This is a genomic window from Microbacterium sp. Z12_35 (assembly GCF_058310475.1).
Genome location: NZ_JBZEGJ010000002.1, coordinates 446,337 through 464,596, shown reverse-complemented (window position 1 = coordinate 464,596; position 18,260 = coordinate 446,337). Strand labels below are relative to the sequence as shown.

Here is an 18,260-nt window from a genome sequence, read left to right as displayed (position 1 = left end):
ACGAATCGCGTACTACTTGTATATTATAGGCCCTTGAATCCGCTATCCCAAGCAAATATGCAGTCTCAGTACATGACGAGCCCGGAAGAGACGTTCATGTCCTCACCCGTCACAGACGCGGAATCGTCCGAAGCCAGGAAGACAGCGGCATTGCCGACGTCCTCCGCCGGCGTGAACTGGCCGAGGGGAGACAGGCGGAGGAACTCCGCGTGGACCTCCTCGTACGTGATTCCTCGCGTCTCCGCCTGGCCTCGCAGCATCGCATCCATGCGCGGTCCGTCCGACCCGCTCGGGGAGATGAGGTTGGCGCGCAGACCGTAGGGACCGATCTCCCACGCGAGCGTGCGCACCAATCCCACCAGCCCGAGCTTTCCCGTGGTGTACGCGGTGCGACCGTGCAGCGGGCGCTTTCCCGACGGCGAGCCGATGATGATGATGTTTCCGCTGCGCCGCTCGATCATCGAAGGCAGAAAGGCCCGACAGGTAAGGAAGACCCCGCGGACATTGACGTCGAAGGTCTCGTCCCACTCGGCGGGGTCGATCTTCCACAGTTCCTTCATCGGGCCGGTAACACCGCTGTTGTTGACGAGGACGTCGACGTGGCCGAATCGATCGAGGGTTTGCCGGGCGAGATCGTCGATCTCGTCCTCGGAGCGAAGGTCGGTCGGCACGACGAACGCTTCACCGCCCGCCGCTTCGATCTCCGCCTGGACGGCCTCCAGGTTCGCGCGAGTTCGCGCCGCGAGGACGCAGCGCGCGCCCTCGCGAGCGAGAGCCAGCGCGATGCCGCGGCCGATGCCCTGACCACCTCCAGTGATGACAGCGACTTTGTCCTTCAAACGCATGGAACCCTCGATTCAGACGTGGGGGAACGGGCAGGTCATCCGTGAGACAGGTCCGGCGAGGGCAGTCGCCCCATCCACGGGTGGAAGAGGCCGGCCGGATCGTACCGGTGACGGATCTCATCCAGGCGCGCCAGGTTCTCGTCCGAGACGAAGCGAGCCGGTCGACGACCGAGGTTTTCGTCAGCCAGCTGAATTCCGGTGGACAGGTGGGCCATCGCGCCGATCCGCTCCTCGGCCCACGTCGCATAGCGGTCGTCGTCCGCGGGATCGTCCCAGACCCCGTAGGCGGCGATGTATGTCTCGTCCTCGACGCTGAACGCCATGGAGGGACGCTCCGGCCCGTCCCCTCCCCAGTGGTTCCACATCATGGCGGAGGGGTAGGGCGGAAGCGTCCGGGCGATCTCCTTCATCCCCGGCAGCAGGTCGGCGGCGCGCGCGTGGGTCCACATATTGTCGACCGCGTAGCGCGACCCGGCGGGATAGAACCCGCCGACGCCGGCGTACAGGTCGCCCAAAGAGGCTTCGGTGGCTGTCACGACCTCCAGCGCCCGCTCCCGCAGAGGACACTCGGCGATGAAGGCCAGCGCTGCGGCAGCCTCCTCCGCCGTGTCGACCAGGGCAGGAGCTGTGAGCGTGATCTCGGGGTCGCCGTTCTCCGCGCGGTGGATGAAGAGGGAGAGCTCGACCTCGCGGGCGAGCGTCGGGGCGACCTGCTGCACCCACGGGAACAGCTCGTCCGCGACGTCGAAGGGGAATCGCATCAGGCTGCTCGCGATGTAGCCGGGCGCCTTGTAGAGGCGGACATGGAACGCGACCACGACGCCGAAGAAGCCGGGCCCGGCCCCGCGGGCCGCCCAGAACAGGTCAGGATGCCGGTGCTCGTCGGCGTGTACGAGCTCGCCATCGGCGGTGACGACGTCGATCGCCTGAACGCTCATGCATGCCGGACCGTGGACGCGGCCGTTCCAGCCGAAGCCGCCCTGCAGAAGGTAGCCGCCGACGCCCACGTCGAGATCGTGGCCCCCCGGGAAGAAGAGCCCGTAGGGCTGGAGTGCGCCGGCGAGCCCCTTGAACCCGGGTCCGACCACGGCGGTCAGGGCCTCGGAATCCACCTCCAGCTGGTTCAGCCGTGAAACGTCGAGCAGCATGCCGCCGTCGCGGAGGTGATTGCCCGCCCAGCTGTGCCCGCCGGACTTGACACCGATCCGCATCCCGCGTTCGACGGCGCGGCGCACGGCAGCCACGACATCGTCGGCGCTCTCGGCGAGCACGATCTCGTCCGGGTATCGCGCCGGAGTGCGCCCATTCCAGACGGCGTTCCGTCTCGCCTCCTCGTAGGCGGAGTCTCCTTGCGCGAGCACCACTGGTTGCGTTCTTGCCATGTCCGTCATTGGGCACTCCGAGGGTTTTGGATATTTTACAGATAAAATATGCGTTATCGAGGAAGTATAGACCCTGAAAGACGCGACACGTTAGGCCGATATTCTGACGAGAGGCTTCTCCTCCGGCGGGAGGCTTTCCCGAAGATCACGTGCGAACTTCTCGCGCTCTGTCGCGCCGCCGATCGCGCCCATCATGCGAGCCAACCGCATCCCGGCCTCGATGTGGTGGCGGGCGAGTTCGCGCGCGACCGCTTCGCCGTCGCCGGCCTTGGCCGCGTCCAGGATGGCGCGGTGCTCGGTGAAGCGTTCCTCCCAGAAGCGCGGTAGCCCGGTCGCAAACGCCCATCGGTAGCGGCGTACGCGGTCGATCAGGTCGGCGATGGCTCCGAGGAAGACCGGTCCTGCCGGTGCCACCAGCCCCAAGTGGAACGCGACGTGAGGGCGTTCCAGTCTCTCGAAGTCGGCACTGCCGAGGTAGTGCGACATCTCGGCCATCAAGCCCTCCAGCCGTGCGAGATCGTCCATGTCCAGGCGCGGCACGGCAAGCCGCACCGCGGCGGATTCGAGCGCTATACGAGCGATCTGGATCTCTCCGAAAGCGCTCATCGAGAGCTCGGGCACTTTCAACCGACCGTTCGGCAGCACCTCGAGGAGGCCTTCGGCCTGCACCATGCGCACGGCCTCCCGAAAGGGCGTGCGCCGGACACCGAGCAGTTCCATGACGGCGTCCTGCGAATGCAGGCTGCTTTCCCGCAGGCGACCCTTGAGGACTGCCTCCCGGAGACGGTCCCGCACCTCGGGAACCCCGACAGCGCCCTGTTCGTCGACGACCGCCACCCCGCTCCCCGCTTTCATTCCGAGGTGTGGACCCACACCGCAGACGCCCTCAGATCCATTGCTACGCGCCGCACTCGTGCGGGTCAGAGAATGGCGACCGGTCCCGGAGGAGCACCGGCGGACCCCGTGAAGGCGAGGGGCGGCGCAGAGAAGAAGACCTCGTATCGCCCTTCCTCCGCGCAGGCCTGTGACAGCCCCTCGAAGTCGAACATCTCACCCAGCGCCAGTCCCATGTAGACCAGTGCCGGGATATGGAAGGGCTGGAAGGCTCCGGGAAGCTCGTTGGGCCGGACTTCGACGCCCCACGTGTCGCTGGCGATCGCCGCGATCCCGTGCGAGGCGAGCCACGGCACGGTGTAGTAGCTGAGGCCCGGGGCGTCGCCACCTGCATACGTACCCCACCCCTCGGCACGGCCGCGCTTGAGCTTGCCCGTCCGCAGCAGGAGGATGTCGCCTTCGCGTATCTCGACGTTTCCGAAGTCCGCCGCCGCATCCAACTGGTCGGCGTCGATGGCGTGCCCGTCCTCGAGCCACTCGACCCCGAGTGTGGCGGGCAGGTCGAGGAGCACCGCACGGCCGACCAGGGTCTCGCGCCAGAGTTCGGCCCCGCTGAACTGGGCTCCTCCCGCAGTGACCGTCGAAGCCGGGCGGCCGTTGTACATGCGACCATCGTGGAAGATGTGCGACAAGACGTCCCAGTGGGTGGCCGACTGCAGCGGCATCACGATGACATCGTCGGCGAATCCGAACCCATGTGGCAGCGGCTCCCCCGCCAGGCGTTGCAGTCCTTCGGCATGATCGGTGCCCGTCGCCGAGGAGTACCGCAGGCAGTTGGTTCGGCCCAGCACCCCGGTCTGCGGTCCGTTCTGGTCGAACGGCAAGCCCAGCCCGACGACACGACCTGCGCGCACAGCATGAGCGGCGCCTCGCACGATCGAGGGGGTGATGAGGTTGACTGCTCCGAGCTCGTCCTCGACACCCCAGCGGCCCCAGTTCGAGTACTTCGCGATGTACTCCTCGATGGCCTCGGTCGTGACCAGCGGCGTGCCCGCACTCATGCGGACACCGCCCTTTCGTAGTCCTCGACGTGCGGGTAGATGAGGATCTTCGCGTCCTGGCCCTTGAGCGCTCGCTCCATCGCGCCAAGTCCGTCGTCCAGGGGAAAGCGCGCCGTGACCATGCTGGTCAGGTCGAGCTTTCCCGCGGCGTGCAGAGCGATGACCGCAGGGAACCCACCCCCGAGGTGCCCCAGAGTGAAGTGCATGGACGCTGCCCGGAACATCAGCTTGATCGTGTCCACTTCGACCGGTGCCATGTTCGCTCCAACGGAGACGATCTTGCCGCCTACCGCGATGACCGGAACGATCTGCGGAATCACGAGTCGACCTACGCCCGTCGCATCCACCGCCATGTCGACGCCCGCACCACGGGTCACTTCGAGCAGCCACTCCTCCGTCCGCGCGGTGGTCGGATCGAAAGTCTCCGTCGCGCCGAGCGCGGAGGCGATCTCACGTTTGGAGGGGACCGGATCGATGGAAAGCACGCGGCCCGCTCCCAGTGCGTTCGCCAGAGCGACCGCGGCGAGCCCGATCGGACCGGCGCCGAAGACCGCGACGGTGTCGCCGGGACGGAACCCCCCGGCGCGGTTGACCATCCCGTTGTACGCGACGCTGGCCGGCTCGACCAGGGCGCCGATGTCGGCCGCCTTGCGCTCGCCGAAACGCTCCGCGACATCGGTCAACGACCAGCAGTGCCGTTCGTGCGCGACGGACATCGTGGCCGTGCCCCCGTCGAGCGTGAAACCGCGGTCCCACAGGTTCTCGCAGGCGGCCTTGAGACCCCGCAGGCACGCGCGGCAGGTTCCGCACTCCACCTGGGCCTCCACGGCGACGAGATCGCCGGGCTTGACGCGGGTCACTTGGCTTCCGACCTCGACCACAACGCCGGAGTTCTCGTGTCCGAGGGCCACAGGAACGCGGAACGGCGCCGGAAGGTCCATGTAGCCGTCCGCGTCAGAGATCACCATATGAAGGTCGCTTCCACAGATTCCGCTGGCGACATTGCGGATCAGGACGTCATGGTCCCCCGCGAGTACGGCGTCCGGGCGCTCGGCAACCGCCAGGCTCGGGTTATGAAGCACCTGGTTGGCCAGCCGCACACGACCGGTTCGTTCCTCCGTAGCGGTGACTCGGTAGCCCTCCTTGGGCTTCCAATCCGCGGATACCACAAGACCTCTCATGCGCCATTGCCCTCTCGTGAGCCTGAATATCCTGAACACCGTACCGCGTTCATCAGGCATGAAAGTATACAACGGGCTGAATTGGCGAACAACACCGCGACGCTGTCTGGCCGCGCGCCAACGCGAGCGGCGCCCCGGCCAGTCAGCGCGGGGCGTCACGGAGGACGGCCGTCCGCCTAGCGAAGCTTCAGGACATCCGACCGGACACTCGGCGCAAGGCTGGCCATAACAGCCTCTTCGAATTTGTCCCGACCGGTCGCGCCGTCGGAGGCCTGCGTCAGGTCAGCGAGCAACAACCCCGCTCTCAGGTAGTGCCGAACGAGCTGCGCGACGGCGGCTTCGACATCCCCGGCGATCGCGGCATCCAGAATCGCCCGATGCTCCGCGGTCCGATTCACCCAGTCGTCGCGCAACTCCACCGCGTGAGCCCATCGATAGCGCCGCACGCGGTCGCTGAGTTCGCCGATCTTCGAGACGATCGTCGACCCGGCGTCGACGATGAGCCCGTGGTGGAACTCCAGGTGCGGAGTCTCCACCCGATCGAAGTGATCCGAACTCAAGTAGTGCGACATCTGGGCCATGTATCCCTCGAGATGCGCGAGATCCTCAGGCCTCAGCTTCGGGATCGACAGTCGGAGGGCCGCCGACTCGAGGGCGATTCGGGCGACCTGCACCTGTGTGAAGTCATCCATCGAGAGCTCGGGTATCCGGAGCCTCCCGTTCGGGAGCATCTCGATGAGCTGTTCGACCTGAACCATTCGCAGGGCTTCGCGGAACGGCGTCCGGCCCACGTCGAGGAGCTTACGCACCTCGTCCTGGGCGTACACCGCCCCCGGCCGAAGCTCCGTGCGCAGCACGGCCTGCCGGAGTTGGTTCCGCGCCTCCGTGACACCCCCCGCGCGATCGTCGGATTCGACAGCCATAGGCACGGTCACCTCCCGCTCTCTGCACCGGTCCACGCACACATACGACCAGTATGCCAGCGCAGGCGAGGAATATCAGGGAGGCTTCTGTCGACGGCACTAGTCCGGGTGCACGTACGATGTCGCCCATGACGACGATGCTCATCACCGGAGCCAACCGCGGACTCGGCCGCGAAGCCGCCCGACGCCTGATCGACCTCGGACACGATGTGTGGGTGGCCGCCCGCGATTCCGAGCGCGGCCGCGAGGCGGCCGATGCGATCGGCGCCCGCTTCGTGCGCCTTGACGTCACAGACGACAAGAGTGTGAACGCAGCGGTCCAGACGGTGCGCGAGGCAGGCACCGGGCTCGATGTCCTCGTCAACAACGCCGGCATCTTCGGGCGATCGGTCGCCGTCGAGGACACGACGGGCGACGACGTCGAGGAGGTGATGCGCACGAATGTTGCGGGCGTGGTCCGCGTCACCAACGCGTTTCTTCCCCTCCTGCGCGACAGCGCGGCGCCTGTCATCGTCAATGTCGCCAGTGGGCAGGGATCGATCGTTCTGACCAGCGACCCCACCCGCGACGAGAACGCGAGCAACAATGTGACGTACGCGCCGAGCAAATCGGCGGTTGTCATGCTCACGACGCAATATGCGCGCGCGCTCCCCGGGGTACGGGTCAATGTCATCGACCCGGGCTACACAGCCACCGATCTCAACGATCACAGCGGCCCGCAGACCGTCAGAGAGGGCACCGACGCGATCGTCGCAATGGCCACCATCGGCCCGGGTGGCCCGACTGGGACCTTCACGGACCGCCACGGACCCGTCCCCTGGTAGCGGCGCGCGCGCGGCGGACTCGCTTCGCGCGGCTAGCGGGATGCGAACACCGAGTAGATATACTTACCACCTTGTGGCATATTGCTGACGAATCGATCGATGCGCGAAGGAGCACGCGATGCAGGGCAGAGTTGTCGCCGTGACCGGCGCCGCATCCGGACTTGGAGCCGCGTGCGCGCACCTGCTCGCCGAGCGCGGGGCCACCGTGATCGGCATCGACCGTCAGGCCGCCCCACCGCCGGCCGGCGGGAGTTGGGCACTCCTGGACCTCGCCGAGGTGGAATCGATCGAGCCGGCGTTGAACGAAGCCGTCGCCGTCCACGGCCGCCTGGACGGCCTGGTCAACGCCGCCGGCGTCATGCACACCGAGCGCTTCGACCGGATCACCCCCGACGCCTTCGATCGGGTCTTCGCCGTCAACATCCGCGCCGCGTTCTTCCTCCTCCAGGCCGCGGCCGCGCAGATGGCTCACTCCGGCGGCGGAAGCGCCGTGCTGTTCTCGTCCACAGCGGGTCGCGTGGGACGCCCTCTGGCCGCCCACTACGCGGCCTCGAAAGCGGCGATCGTCTCCCTCGTGAGGTCGACGTCCGTGGCACTCGCGGAATCCGGAATCAGGGTGAACTGCGTCTCGCCGGGGCTCGTGGAGACCCCCATGCTTCAGGGTATCCGCGTCGCCCGCACCGCCCAGGGGGCCGCGTCACCGGACGCCGTCCGGCAGGAATGGGAGAGCCGGATCCCGCTCGGGCGCCTGGGCTCCCCCGCCGAGGTTGCCGAGGTCGTCGCCTTCCTGATCTCGGACGCCTCCGCCTATGTCACCGGTGAAGACCTCGGGATCCACGGCGGACTTCAAGGGTCCTGAGCCCGACAACACCGACCCGATCACGAACGCGAACCGAGAGAGGACCGGCTGATGCGCGGACTGATTCTGACAGCACAGTGGAGGCCCCGCGAGGGCTACGACGTCACCGCCGCTGAGGAGAGCTCCCATCGGGCCCGCCACGGCAATCAGGTGTGGTTCAACCCGCAGATGGCGGTGGGGGAACGGCCCGACGCCGTCATCAGGGATGAGCACGACGTCCTCATCCGCAACCGGGTGTGCGGGATCTGCGGGTCGGATGTGCACATGTACGTCCCGGACGCGGACGGGTATCTCAATCATCCCGCGCAGTCGCGCGCACCTATTGCGATCGGGCACGAGTATTCCGGCGAGGTCGTCGCCGTCGGCCGCGCCGTCACGCGCGTCGCACCGGGCGACCTCGTGGCCGTCGAGGCGCAGGTGAACTGCGGACGCTGCCGGCCGTGCCTGCGCGGCATCCCCAGCAGTTGCGACAACATCGAGGATCGCGGCATCACCCTCGATGGGGGAACAGCGACCATGTCCGTCGCCGAGGAACGCTACTGCTGGCCGCTGACCTCCGTCGCGGAGCGGTACGGGGAGGCATTCGCCTTGGATGTCGGCGCACTGACCGAGCCCGGCGCGGTCGTCTACAACGGCATGGTCTCGCGCGCCGGGGGCTTCCTCCCCGGAGACACCGTCGCCGTGTTCGGCTGCGGTCCCATCGGGCTCGCGGCGGTCGGGCTGGCGGGCGCGCTGGGCGCGGGGAGAGTTCTCGCTCTCGAGCCCGAGCAGGTCAAACGCGACATCGCCACCCGACTGGGCGCTTCGGCGACGTTCGACCCCACCTCCGGCGACGCCGCGTCCTGGCTGATGGACCAGACGGGCGGGATCGGCGTCGACATGGTCGTGGATGCCAGCGGCGCCGGGTCGCGCGTCATGCCGGCGATCTTCGCCTCCATCGCCGTGGGCGCCAAGATCGTCGTCCTCGGCGTCAACGGCGCGCCGTTTCCGATGGACACAAATCCCCTGATGTTCCGCTCCGCGTCGATGCACGGCGCCGTAGCCCACCTCGGCGGCGGTTACCCCGCTGTGATCGCCCTGCACGCCGCCGGACGACTGGACTTGACGCCGATGATCACCGGGCGGTTCGCCCTGGAGGACGCGGTCGCGGCCATGGACCGCGCCGCGACCGGGCGCGACGCCAAGCTGTTCATCCACCCGCAGGGGCTGCCCGCGTAGCGGACCTCAGATGTGGAAGCCGCCGGCGATGTCCAGAACGCTGCCGCTGATGTACCCGATGCCCGGGCTCACCAGGAAGCACACCGTCGAGGTGACCTCGTCCAGCTCGGCGATGCGCCGGATGGCGTGGTAGTCCATCATCGTCGATGGCACGTTGTGTGCGGCATCCGCGGCCATGTCGGTGGGCATGACGCCCGGCTGCACGACGTTCACGGTGATGTTGCGCGGGCCGAGGTCACGCGCGACGCCTTTGGCGTACCCCGCGATGGCGGCCTTACTGCCGGCATAGTCGGCGACCCCCGTGAAGGCCACACGGCTGGCGATGGCCGAACCGATGAAGACGATCCGGCCGCCGTCGGCGATCACGCGGGAGGCGGCGCGCGTGACGGCCACGACTCCGAGCACATTGGTGTGCCAGAGGTGGTCCAGGTCCTTCCCCCGCAGCTGCGGGTCGTCCACCTTCTGCCCCTGGACGGTGATGGCGGCGTTGTTGATGAGGATGTCGAGCCGCCCGAAGTGGGAGATCACCGCGTCTACGAGCGGCCCCGCGGCGGTCAGATCGGCCTGGTCGCTCTGGATGGCGATCGCTCGGCGGCCGAGCCCTTCGACGAGCCGCACGACATCGCCGGCCTTCTCGGCCGACGCCACGTAACTGATCGCCACATCGGCCCCGCGCTCGGCGAGCGCGACGGCCGTGGCCGCTCCGAGGCCCCGCGCTCCGCCCGTCACCAGCGCGACTTTTCCGCTCAATTCATCGCTCATGAGATTCCTTTGCTTGTTCCTTGATTGCTCATCGGTAGGTGCGCCGCCGGACCCGGCGGCAGTGATTGGAGGGAGGAGAGGTACGTCAGGGGGCCAGCTGGGTGAGCAGCGTCTCCGCATCGTGCATCGACGAAAGGTGGAGGAATCTCCCGTCTCGGATCGTGTACACGGCGAACTCCACGATCTCGAACGACCTGCCTGTGGGCTCCGCCCCGAGCCACGTCTTCGTCGGGGTACCCGTATTGACCAGGCGCGCGGCCAGGCGTTCGCCGTCGACCGCGATCTCCTGGATGACCCAGTGCATGTCGGGAACGGCGTCGAGGATGCTGCTGAGCTGCTCCACGACTGCCTCTCGCGTGCTCGGCTCACCGTGAAGGGTGATGCGCTCGTGCACGAATTCGTCCATGCGATGCGCCTCGTGCGCATTGAGGACTGTGATGTAGCGGTGATAGAAGTTCCGAAGGTCGTCGGCGACCATGATGTCCTTTCCGGGGGCCACGGCGCCCGCCGGCTCAATGGGGAGCTACGAGAGCGTCAGTTTCGAACCGGGTTTCGCGGGGGTCGGCGTTGCGGGCTGTGGCCGAAAACACGGCCGGCGACCGTGGCGTTGAAGGCGGCGATCGGTTCCACGAGCTCCGTGTACGGCTCGTCATCCGGACTCTTCAGCCCCCAGCCACGGCTGTAGTTCTCCGAGTAGGAGCACCAGTGCCAGCCGATGAGCCACGGCTCGTCGATCACCGCCTCGAAGGCCGCGATGTAGTCGTCGGCGCGGGCGTGCTGATCGGCGAGGCCGCTCGCGCGCTGCGGATTGTGCTCGGTGGCGCACCAATTGCCGATGTCGGCGATGACGACGGGCTTGCCGGTTCGCTCATGCCACCGGGCCAGGTCGTCGCGCATCCGCGTGCGACCGTCATCATCGCCATCCGGGAAATACTGCACGGAGAGCACATCCACGTACGGGGCCATGGCATCGAGCACGACATCGGGGATGCCGACGTTGCCGTTGTATCGGTCTCCGAGGATCAGATGGTGCGGATCGTATGCGCGGATGACGTCGTGGATGCTCTGGTAATACCGCTCGGCCACGGCCGCGAGTGCGCTCGCGTCTCCCGGCTGCACCCCGGGGAAGTAGGCGCCGGTAGCATGCGACCTCCACGCGGGGATGTCGACGAAGAAGTAGCCGATCAGGAGCGGATCGTCGGCGTGGTCGGCGACGAGAGATCTACCGATGTAGTCGCACCACTGCTCCCATTCCTGGGAGAAGACGTCGGGAAAGGCCGGATGCATGTTCCACTCCTCGAATGCGGCGACAGGCAACGCGATGCAATACGGCATACCCGCGGAGGCGAAGTCCGCGCGCGCCCATTGCGAGGCATGCCTGGCATCGTAGGGGGCGTCATAGTCGTTGACCTTCACTTCCCCCAACGCCACGCATTCCGTCGTCCAACCGATGGTGTTGAAGCCCCAGGCCGTCAGATCGGGCACGACGCCCTGCGTGATCCACGAGGCACGCGAACCGTACCGCCGCCGCCAGACATCGATGTTGCTCAGGTACTTGAGGTTCGTCTCATCCGCATGGTTGACCCCGAGGCTGAAGAACGGCTCCCCCGCCGGGTCCGTGAATGCCCACCGGCCGTCGATGTCCGTTACGCCGAAAAACCCGCTTGCCTCCGGGCGCATGTCTGCCACGGCGGTCACAGATTCGTGTTCGCGAGCGTCTCCTGCAGCTCGCGGGGTGCGGGACGCAACGGGTCCTGCCCGTCCCAGCTGCCGGCAGCGACGGCCAGGGACGACCAGAACTCGTCGAACATCGGAAAGGGGCGGTGGACCTCGATGGTGTGACCGAGAAGCGGTGCGTCGAACAGAAGCGAGTCGTGCGGCCCATTGGACGCTTCGAACAGAAACGGCAGCCCCATCGCTTCCAAACGCGCCCGTTCGGCGTCCAGATCATCCGTCACGTATGCGACGTGGTTGATACCGTTCGTGCGCTGGTAGGAGGCACCCAGTGCATCCGCGGGCTCGAGCCTGTGCACCTCCTGCAGTTCGACGGCCACGTCGCCCCACTGGCCGAAGGCGGCCGAGTGTTCCCAGATGATCGGGCCGTTCGCGTTGCGGAGCACAGGGATGCGAATGTCGGCCATCAGGAAGAACGGCCCCGCACCCGCGGTGGTCATCAAGAAGTCCACCGCCTGCGGGATGCTCTCGACCGCATATCCGATGTGGTGGACGGGGCGACCGAGGATGCTGCGGCCCTCGGCCTTGTCGAGCGCGGTGGGGGACGTCACGGCGGTACTCCGTTTCACGGTTGATGCGGGCGGTGCGAGGTGGACCATCATGGCGCTGATACCGGGCCCTCGTGATCGGACGCCGCCGAAATGAGCTGAGGCGTGTCGGGGTCTCCGACGTCGCCGACGTTGATGGCTTCCATGAGGACGCTCTCGGACAGGCGATGCCCCTCGATCTCGCCGACCACCCTGCCGCCGAAGAACACGAGCACGCGGTCGCACACCGCTGCCATCTCCTCCAGGTCGCTCGAGGTGTAGAGAACCACCTTGTGACTGGCGGCCATCTGGGCGATGACCGCGTGCATCTCTTCTTTGGCGCCCACGTCCACGCCGCGCGACGGGTCGTCCAGGAGGATGACCGAGGGATCGGCCTCCAGCCATTTGGCGAAGACCACTTTCTGCTGGTTCCCGCCGGACAGCGAGCCAGCCGGCTGGTCCGGTGTGGCCATCGCGATACTGAGGGTCTTGTGCCAATGGTCGGCCCTGCTCCGCATCGCCCGTCGACCGAGGATGACTCCCATCCGCTTGAGCGGGCCGCCGCGGACCGTGCTGATGTTCTCGGCGATAGACACGTCCAACATGAGGCCTAGTCGCTTTCGATCTGCCGGGATGTAAGCAATGCCGGCCTTGACCGCGCGGTTCATCGTTCGCGGCCACCCCCCGCCGCCGGGCAGCGTGATCCGGCCCTGGCTAGGGCGCTGCAGCGCGAAGACGACATCGAGCACGGCGCGGGCGCCGGACCCCTCGAGGCCCGCGAGGCCGACCACTTCGCCCGGCCTCGCGACGAGGTCGATCGGCTCGAGGACGCCCTTGACGGCCACACCCTCGAGGACGAGCGGTTCGGCCGACTCCGAGGCGCCGCTGAAGGGCGCCGAGTCCGCCGATCGACGCTCCTCGGTGGCCGTCTCTCCCAGCATCGCCTGCACCGTCTGCGAAATCGTCATGTCGGTCCGCAGCCGACGCGCGACGACCACCTCCCCCGATCGCAGGATCGTGATCCGGTCGGCGACAGCGAAGACGTCCTCGAGGAAGTGGGAGACGTAGACGACGGCTACGCCACGATCCCGCAGGTTGCGGACCACACCGAGGAGACGCTCGGTTTCGGCGGCTTGTAGAGCCGACGTCGGCTCATCGAGAATCAGGATCTTCGGATCCTCCAGCAGTGCACGCGCAATCTCCACGAGCTGCTGTTCGCCCAGGCGCAGGGTGCCCAGTGGGCGGCTGACGTCCACGTCCAGACCGATGTCCTCCAGCACGGGAGCTGCGGCGCGGCGCATCGCCCGGCGGTCGATGGAGATGCCACCGGCGAGCGGCTCCCGACCCAGGAAGAGATTCTGCAGCACGTCGAGGTGCGGGAAGAGCGTCAGCTCCTGCGACACGATCGCGACGCCGCGGCGGGCCGCGTCGCGAGTGTTCGAGAAGCTCACCGGCTCGCCGTACAACTCGAGCGCGCCCTCGTCGGGGTGGGCCGCCCCCACGAGCACCTTGATGAGCGTCGACTTGCCCGCCCCGTTGGCACCGAGGAGGGCGTGCACCTCGCCGGGGACGATATCGAAATCGACGCCAGCGAGGGCCTTCACTCCACCGTAGGTCTTGTGTAGATCTCTGACCGTGTACATGAGGTCCTCGCTGACGTCGCTTCTCTGATTCCGATTACTTCCAGGCGTCCGCGATCGGAGCAGCCTCGGGCATTCCGTCGGCGAACAGCTCGTCCACCAGCGGCTGGTAGAAGGTCGCCGGATCGTTCTCGCGGACCTCGATCTCATCCGCGTTGGCCGGGGTGAACAGCGAGCCACCGGTCGAGACGAATCCTTCCGGAAGCTCCTCGCCGCGGGCGGCCATCGTCAGCATGCGCGCGGTGGTGTAGCCCATGAGCCAAGTATTGGCCGACTGGACAGCGGTGATCAGGCCGTCCTGCAGGCCCGCCACCCCCTCGGGGGTGAGTTCCATGGCGCCGAGAGCGAATTCGTATCCGCGCTCCTTCTTGAGGCGGTACAGGCTCTGGCCATCGGGCTCGCAGGTGCCGGCGGCGAGGATGGCGTCGGGTTCGGCCGTCAGGGCGGATGACCACCGGTCCTGGTTCTCCTTCACCGAGGGGGCGGTGACGACCGTCACGACGTTGGCGTTGGGCAGCAGCTCCTCGACGGCGTCGACGAAGCCCGCCAACCGCAGCGCGACGGTGCCGGTCGTGTCGGCCGTGCACGGTCCGAGAAGCACGGTCCCGGTGCTGGACTCCGGAAGCCCCGCCTCCTTGATGGTCGCCTCCATGAGGGCCTTCGACTGGCCGCGGTCGTTGTAGCCCACCGTCGTCGTGACGGCGGCGTCGGCGGCGTCCTCCTCCGCGGAGGTGGGGCGCTCGCTGAACGCGATCACCTTGCCGTCCATCTGCTCGACGGCGTCCTTCATCGTGCGCACCCACAGGTCGGGGGGCTGCGGAGTGAAGCCGATCGCATCCGGCTGAGTGGCGAGGAGATCGCGGATCTGCTTCTGGGCGACCTCGGCGTCGTAGGCGGGTGGTCCGGTGACCGTCAGATCGACGTTGCCGTCTTCCGCGGCGAAGTCCTTCGCCCCCTGCATCTCCTCCTGGTAGTACTTCGCGGCGGTGTGCAGCACCGTCATGGCGACGATGACTTCCCCGTCGCCTCCGCCCGAGCCGGCGTCCGATCCACTGTCGCTGGCGCAGCCGGCGAGGCCGACAGTGAGCGTGACGGCGGCAAGGCCCGCGAGAGTGCGCGTCGTCCTACCGAGGCTGTTCGTATTCATGCGTCTGAGTTCTCCTTTGACTCGTTCTTGCGTGATTGGGGGAAGTCGTGTGGTGTTCAGCGGCGCCGGGCGTCCCGGCGACGCCGGAGCACCGCATCCGAGCAGACGGCGATGACCACCACGGCGCCTGTGACGAAGCTCGTCCAGTTCGGGTCGACGCGGAAGAAGACCATGCCACTGTTGATCACCGCGACGATCAGTGCTCCGATGAGGGCTCCGGGCACCGTGCCGGTGCCGCCGCTGATCGCCGTTCCACCGATGATGGCCGCCGCGATGACCTGCATCTCGAAGCCCACCCCGACAGAGGGGTCGGCGCCCTGGTAGTACGCCAGGCTCAGGACGCCGGCGACCCCGGCGAGACCGCCGGTGAGCATGAGCGCGTACAGCCGGATGCGCCGGGTAGGGATTCCGGAGAACTCCGCCGCCTGGTAGTTCGATCCGCTGGCTCGAACCATGGCGCCGAAGCGCGTCTTCTTGAAGATGAAGGTGAGGATGATCCCGAGGATGAGCGCCGCCCACGCCGCAGCGGGCAGTCCCAGCACGTTCTCTCCGAGCACGCTGAAGAAACTCGCATCCAGGGGCAGGCCGGTGGCGGGGCTTCCTCCTGTGATCACTTGGACGAGACCGCGATACGCCGTGAACGTGCCCAGCGTGATGATGATCACGGGCACGCGGAAGATGTTCGCGAGGAGGCCGTTGATCGCGCCCAGACCGATGGCCACCACAATGGCGAGTCCCGCCGCGATCCACGGGTCGATCGAAGTCATCCACTCGGCCGCGAGGATGATCGCTACGGCGTATGTGCCGCCGACGGAGAGGTCGATCTCGGTCATCGCCAGCAGGAACACCATCCCATAGGCGGTGATCGCGACCAGGCACGCAGTGCGGAGCGTGGCCAGCAGCACGTCTTCGTCGAGGAAGCGGGGTTGGAATGCGCCGATGATCACGACCAGCGCCACGAGTGCCAGGAGCGGACCGAGCTCGTCGAACGACAGGAGGCGGCGCAGGGTGGTCTGCTGTCGGCCGCGGCCGAACGGGGCGTCAGTGCGGACGGTCGGCAGCGTGTCGGTTGGCGCCGCGGTAGTACCTCGAGTCTGATCCATCTCTCCCTCGAATCTCGTACGCCGTTGTCACGAGCGGTTCCCACTCACGATCGCCATAGTATACGAATAGGGCCGAAGTCGTCAAAGTGATTTGGATATACCCATAGGCGCGGTAATCGATCTAGGCTTCCCGGTATCCGACGACGCTCGTCGGTGCACCCTCGACGACGAAAGTGATTCTCACATGCATAACCTTTCTGATCGCGATGGCGCGGTTGGCGGCGGCTCCAGCGGAGCCGTAGGCGAGGCGGCAGGGGGCGAGAGTGGCGCTTCCGTCTTCCATATCGGCATGACCGTGAAAGACCTGGACCGCGCGATCGAATTCTTCGCCTACGGATTTGGGATGGAGGTCGTTCATACCCAGGTACAGGACAACCCGTACTCGCGCCTTCTCGTCGGCGAGCCGGAAGCTCGATTCCGGATCGCGCAGTTGCGGTTCACGGATGGCGCCAGGCCGCAGAGCGGACACGTGCTCGAGCTCATCTCCTATGACTCGCCCGAGCTGGAAGAGCTCACGTTGCGCAACCCGCAACCGGGGGCGATGCACCTGGCTTTCCTCGTGCCGGACATCGGCCCCGTCTTCGCCCGGATCACCGAGCGGGGCGCCGTTGCGCTGTCGGAGCCGGTTGCGATCACTGCCGGGATCAATGCCGGCGGCTGGGCGTGCTACCTGAAGGGCCCCGATGGCATCACCATCGAACTCCTGCAGCGCCCATCCGCCGGGGCCGTGATCGGCGCGGTCTGAGGCGGGCGGGTGACGCCGCGTGCGTGAGGTGACAGCCGGCAAGACGGGCGCGGAGAAGACCGTCTCCGCCGGGGCAGAGACGACCACGATGCAGGAATATCTCGTGTGCCTGGAAGTGGAGATCCCCGTGTGGGTCTCGCCGTCTGAGGTGCAGCATCTCCGGCGACGTGATCGCGAGTCCCTCACCGCACTCGCGGCGCAAGGCTCCCTGCAGCGCGTGTGGGGTGTGCGGGGTCGCTCGGCAACGTGGGGGTTGTGGCACGCACGGAACGCGGCGGAGCTGGATGCGATGTTGGCGACTCTGCCGCTGCGCTCCTTCACCGAGATCACTGTGCACGAGACGGACGCGCATCCCTCCGACCCTGGCGCCCCGAGAGGGTGTCCTCGCTCGCCGTCGGCGTTACAGTCCGCGACGGAGCGCTGAGCGCAAGCGCCCGTGCGTCAGCGCTGGGCTCCGGCCATGTCGTGCCGGTCGTCGCGGACCGACCCGTCCACGCGCGGCGCGACTGCGGCGAGCATCATGAGCTTCTCGGCATCGGCAGACTGGGCGTCCGGATGGAAGACCACCATCATCATCCCGTCAGCGCCGCCGATGCTCAGGCGCTCGCCGTTGAGGAAGAGCTCACCGACCTCCGGGTGCTGAATACGGAAGAGCGCGCCGCTTTGCCCGCGCACCTCATGCCGCTCCCACAGCTGGCGGAAGCGAGGGCTCGCGGCGGAGAGCTCGGCGGCGAGATGCACGAAGCCGGGGTCGTCCAGGTCGCTTCCCATGGCGTGCCGCAGGCTGGCGACGAAGCACTCGGTGACCGTCTCCCACTCGGGGTAGAGGGCGCGCACGGCGGGATTGAGGAAAAGATCCCGCAGGCGGTTGGATCCGACGCCGAGGTCGGGAGACAGCGCCCGCGCCAGATCATTGGAGGCGACGACGGTGAAGTACCGGTCTTCGATCAGGGCGGGCTGGGCCATCGACTCGATGAGCTTCACCGCCCCGGCGGGTGGATCCTGTAGCACCGGCCGGGGGCGCCGGGGAGCATCCGCCGCCAGGGAGAGCAGGTACGCGAGGTGCGCATCATCCAGGTGCAGGACGCGGGCAAGGGACTCCAGCACCTGCACGGACGGACGGCGGTCACGTCCGCGCTCGAGGCGGAGATAGTAGTCGGCGCTGATACCGGCGAGCAGGGCGACTTCTTCGCGCCGCAGACCCGTGACGCGCCGACCGCCGGTGTCGTGTATGCCTGCCTGGGCGGGCGACACCAGTGCGCGCCGCGCGCGCAGGAAGGATCCGAGCGGGTTGGTGAGATCAGCGCTGGCCGCCGGGTCAGGGCGCCCGAGCGAGGGAGACGAGGATGCGACCGATATGCGCGAGGTGAGAGCGGACCCGGCGAATGGCTGCGTGTTTCCCATGACGAGCAACAACCCTCTGCGGCTCGGACCTATTCCGGCCGTCACTGAGCCGGCGGCAGAGACCGAGGAGG

General features: G+C 67.3%; 19 protein-coding genes. 5 read left to right on the top strand and 14 right to left on the bottom strand.

Translation table 11 applies throughout. The features are described 5' to 3' along the window. Positions 1-65: 65 nt before the first annotated feature. From AC4FS1_RS15075 to AC4FS1_RS15050, 6 genes are all read right to left on the bottom strand, one after another. Positions 66-845 carry an SDR family NAD(P)-dependent oxidoreductase gene (locus AC4FS1_RS15075; RefSeq protein WP_484508101.1) on the bottom strand — a complete coding sequence of 260 codons (780 nt, stop codon included), beginning with the start codon at positions 843-845 and terminating at the stop codon, positions 66-68. Positions 846-880: 35 nt separating this feature from the next. Further along, positions 881-2,227, bottom strand: coding sequence for an FAD-binding oxidoreductase (locus AC4FS1_RS15070; protein WP_491156475.1), 1,347 nt, complete (start codon positions 2,225-2,227; stop codon positions 881-883). Between the two features lie 90 nt (positions 2,228-2,317). Then, entirely contained in the window at positions 2,318-3,082 is a 765-nt protein-coding gene (locus AC4FS1_RS15065; protein ID WP_491156473.1) for a GntR family transcriptional regulator, read from the bottom strand. A 65-nt stretch (positions 3,083-3,147) separates the two neighbouring features. Beyond that, positions 3,148-4,122 carry a cyclase family protein gene (locus AC4FS1_RS15060; protein ID WP_491156471.1) on the bottom strand — a complete coding sequence of 325 codons (975 nt, stop codon included), beginning with the start codon at positions 4,120-4,122 and terminating at the stop codon, positions 3,148-3,150. Further along, entirely contained in the window at positions 4,119-5,303 is a 1,185-nt protein-coding gene (gene iolM, locus AC4FS1_RS15055; RefSeq protein WP_491156469.1) for a scyllo-inosose 3-dehydrogenase, read from the bottom strand. Before iolM (AC4FS1_RS15055) ends, AC4FS1_RS15060 begins: the two co-directional genes overlap by 4 nt. A 176-nt stretch (positions 5,304-5,479) precedes the next feature. Next, positions 5,480-6,226, bottom strand: coding sequence for a GntR family transcriptional regulator (locus AC4FS1_RS15050; protein ID WP_491156467.1), 747 nt, complete (start codon positions 6,224-6,226; stop codon positions 5,480-5,482). 128 nt (positions 6,227-6,354) lie between these two features. Here AC4FS1_RS15050 and AC4FS1_RS15045 point away from each other — a divergent pair, with 128 nt between their 5' ends. The 3 genes from AC4FS1_RS15045 to iolM (AC4FS1_RS15035) all read left to right on the top strand — a co-directional run bounded on the left by AC4FS1_RS15045 (position 6,355) and on the right by iolM (AC4FS1_RS15035) (position 9,127). Then, complete coding sequence (locus AC4FS1_RS15045; RefSeq protein ID WP_491156465.1) at positions 6,355-7,050, top strand: SDR family NAD(P)-dependent oxidoreductase; 696 nt, start codon at positions 6,355-6,357, stop codon at positions 7,048-7,050. A 118-nt stretch (positions 7,051-7,168) separates the two neighbouring features. Next, positions 7,169-7,909 carry an SDR family NAD(P)-dependent oxidoreductase gene (locus tag AC4FS1_RS15040; RefSeq protein ID WP_491156463.1) on the top strand — a complete coding sequence of 247 codons (741 nt, stop codon included), beginning with the start codon at positions 7,169-7,171 and terminating at the stop codon, positions 7,907-7,909. 51 nt (positions 7,910-7,960) lie between these two features. Continuing rightward, positions 7,961-9,127, top strand: coding sequence for a scyllo-inosose 3-dehydrogenase (gene iolM, locus AC4FS1_RS15035; protein WP_491156462.1), 1,167 nt, complete (start codon positions 7,961-7,963; stop codon positions 9,125-9,127). Between the two features lie 6 nt (positions 9,128-9,133). On the opposite strand, the gene AC4FS1_RS15030 is transcribed toward iolM (AC4FS1_RS15035), so the two are convergent. From AC4FS1_RS15030 to AC4FS1_RS15000, 7 genes are all read right to left on the bottom strand, one after another. Continuing rightward, positions 9,134-9,889, bottom strand: coding sequence for an SDR family NAD(P)-dependent oxidoreductase (locus AC4FS1_RS15030; RefSeq protein ID WP_491156460.1), 756 nt, complete (start codon positions 9,887-9,889; stop codon positions 9,134-9,136). Positions 9,890-9,974: 85 nt separating this feature from the next. After that, positions 9,975-10,388: an ester cyclase gene (locus AC4FS1_RS15025; RefSeq protein ID WP_491156459.1), complete on the bottom strand. Its 414-nt coding sequence runs from the start codon at positions 10,386-10,388 to the stop codon at positions 9,975-9,977. Between the two features lie 35 nt (positions 10,389-10,423). After that, positions 10,424-11,587: an agarase gene (locus tag AC4FS1_RS15020; protein ID WP_491156457.1), complete on the bottom strand. Its 1,164-nt coding sequence runs from the start codon at positions 11,585-11,587 to the stop codon at positions 10,424-10,426. Then, a complete protein-coding gene (locus AC4FS1_RS15015) occupies positions 11,584-12,174 on the bottom strand; it encodes a VOC family protein (protein WP_491156455.1) in 591 nt (196 codons plus the stop codon). Before AC4FS1_RS15015 ends, AC4FS1_RS15020 begins: the two co-directional genes overlap by 4 nt. 47 nt (positions 12,175-12,221) lie before the next feature. Further along, a complete protein-coding gene (locus AC4FS1_RS15010) occupies positions 12,222-13,793 on the bottom strand; it encodes a sugar ABC transporter ATP-binding protein (RefSeq protein WP_491156454.1) in 1,572 nt (523 codons plus the stop codon). 34 nt (positions 13,794-13,827) lie between these two features. Continuing rightward, entirely contained in the window at positions 13,828-14,937 is a 1,110-nt protein-coding gene (locus AC4FS1_RS15005) for a sugar ABC transporter substrate-binding protein (RefSeq protein WP_491156453.1), read from the bottom strand. Positions 14,938-14,993: 56 nt separating this feature from the next. Continuing rightward, the gene (locus AC4FS1_RS15000) at positions 14,994-16,040 is read right to left on the bottom strand and encodes an ABC transporter permease (RefSeq protein ID WP_491156451.1); all 1,047 of its coding nucleotides are present in this window, start codon (positions 16,038-16,040) and stop codon (positions 14,994-14,996) included. 289 nt (positions 16,041-16,329) lie between these two features. Between AC4FS1_RS15000 and AC4FS1_RS14995 the strand changes: the two genes are divergently transcribed. Further along, on the top strand, positions 16,330-16,785 hold the full coding sequence (locus AC4FS1_RS14995) for a VOC family protein (protein WP_491156449.1): 456 nt from the start codon (positions 16,330-16,332) through the stop codon (positions 16,783-16,785). Positions 16,786-16,804: 19 nt separating this feature from the next. After that, positions 16,805-17,209 carry a muconolactone Delta-isomerase family protein gene (locus AC4FS1_RS14990; protein ID WP_491156448.1) on the top strand — a complete coding sequence of 135 codons (405 nt, stop codon included), beginning with the start codon at positions 16,805-16,807 and terminating at the stop codon, positions 17,207-17,209. Positions 17,210-17,226: 17 nt separating this feature from the next. Here the strand turns inward: AC4FS1_RS14990 and AC4FS1_RS14985 are convergent, their stop codons facing one another. Continuing rightward, positions 17,227-18,189 carry a helix-turn-helix domain-containing protein gene (locus AC4FS1_RS14985; RefSeq protein ID WP_491156447.1) on the bottom strand — a complete coding sequence of 321 codons (963 nt, stop codon included), beginning with the start codon at positions 18,187-18,189 and terminating at the stop codon, positions 17,227-17,229. Positions 18,190-18,260 lie beyond the last annotated feature (71 nt).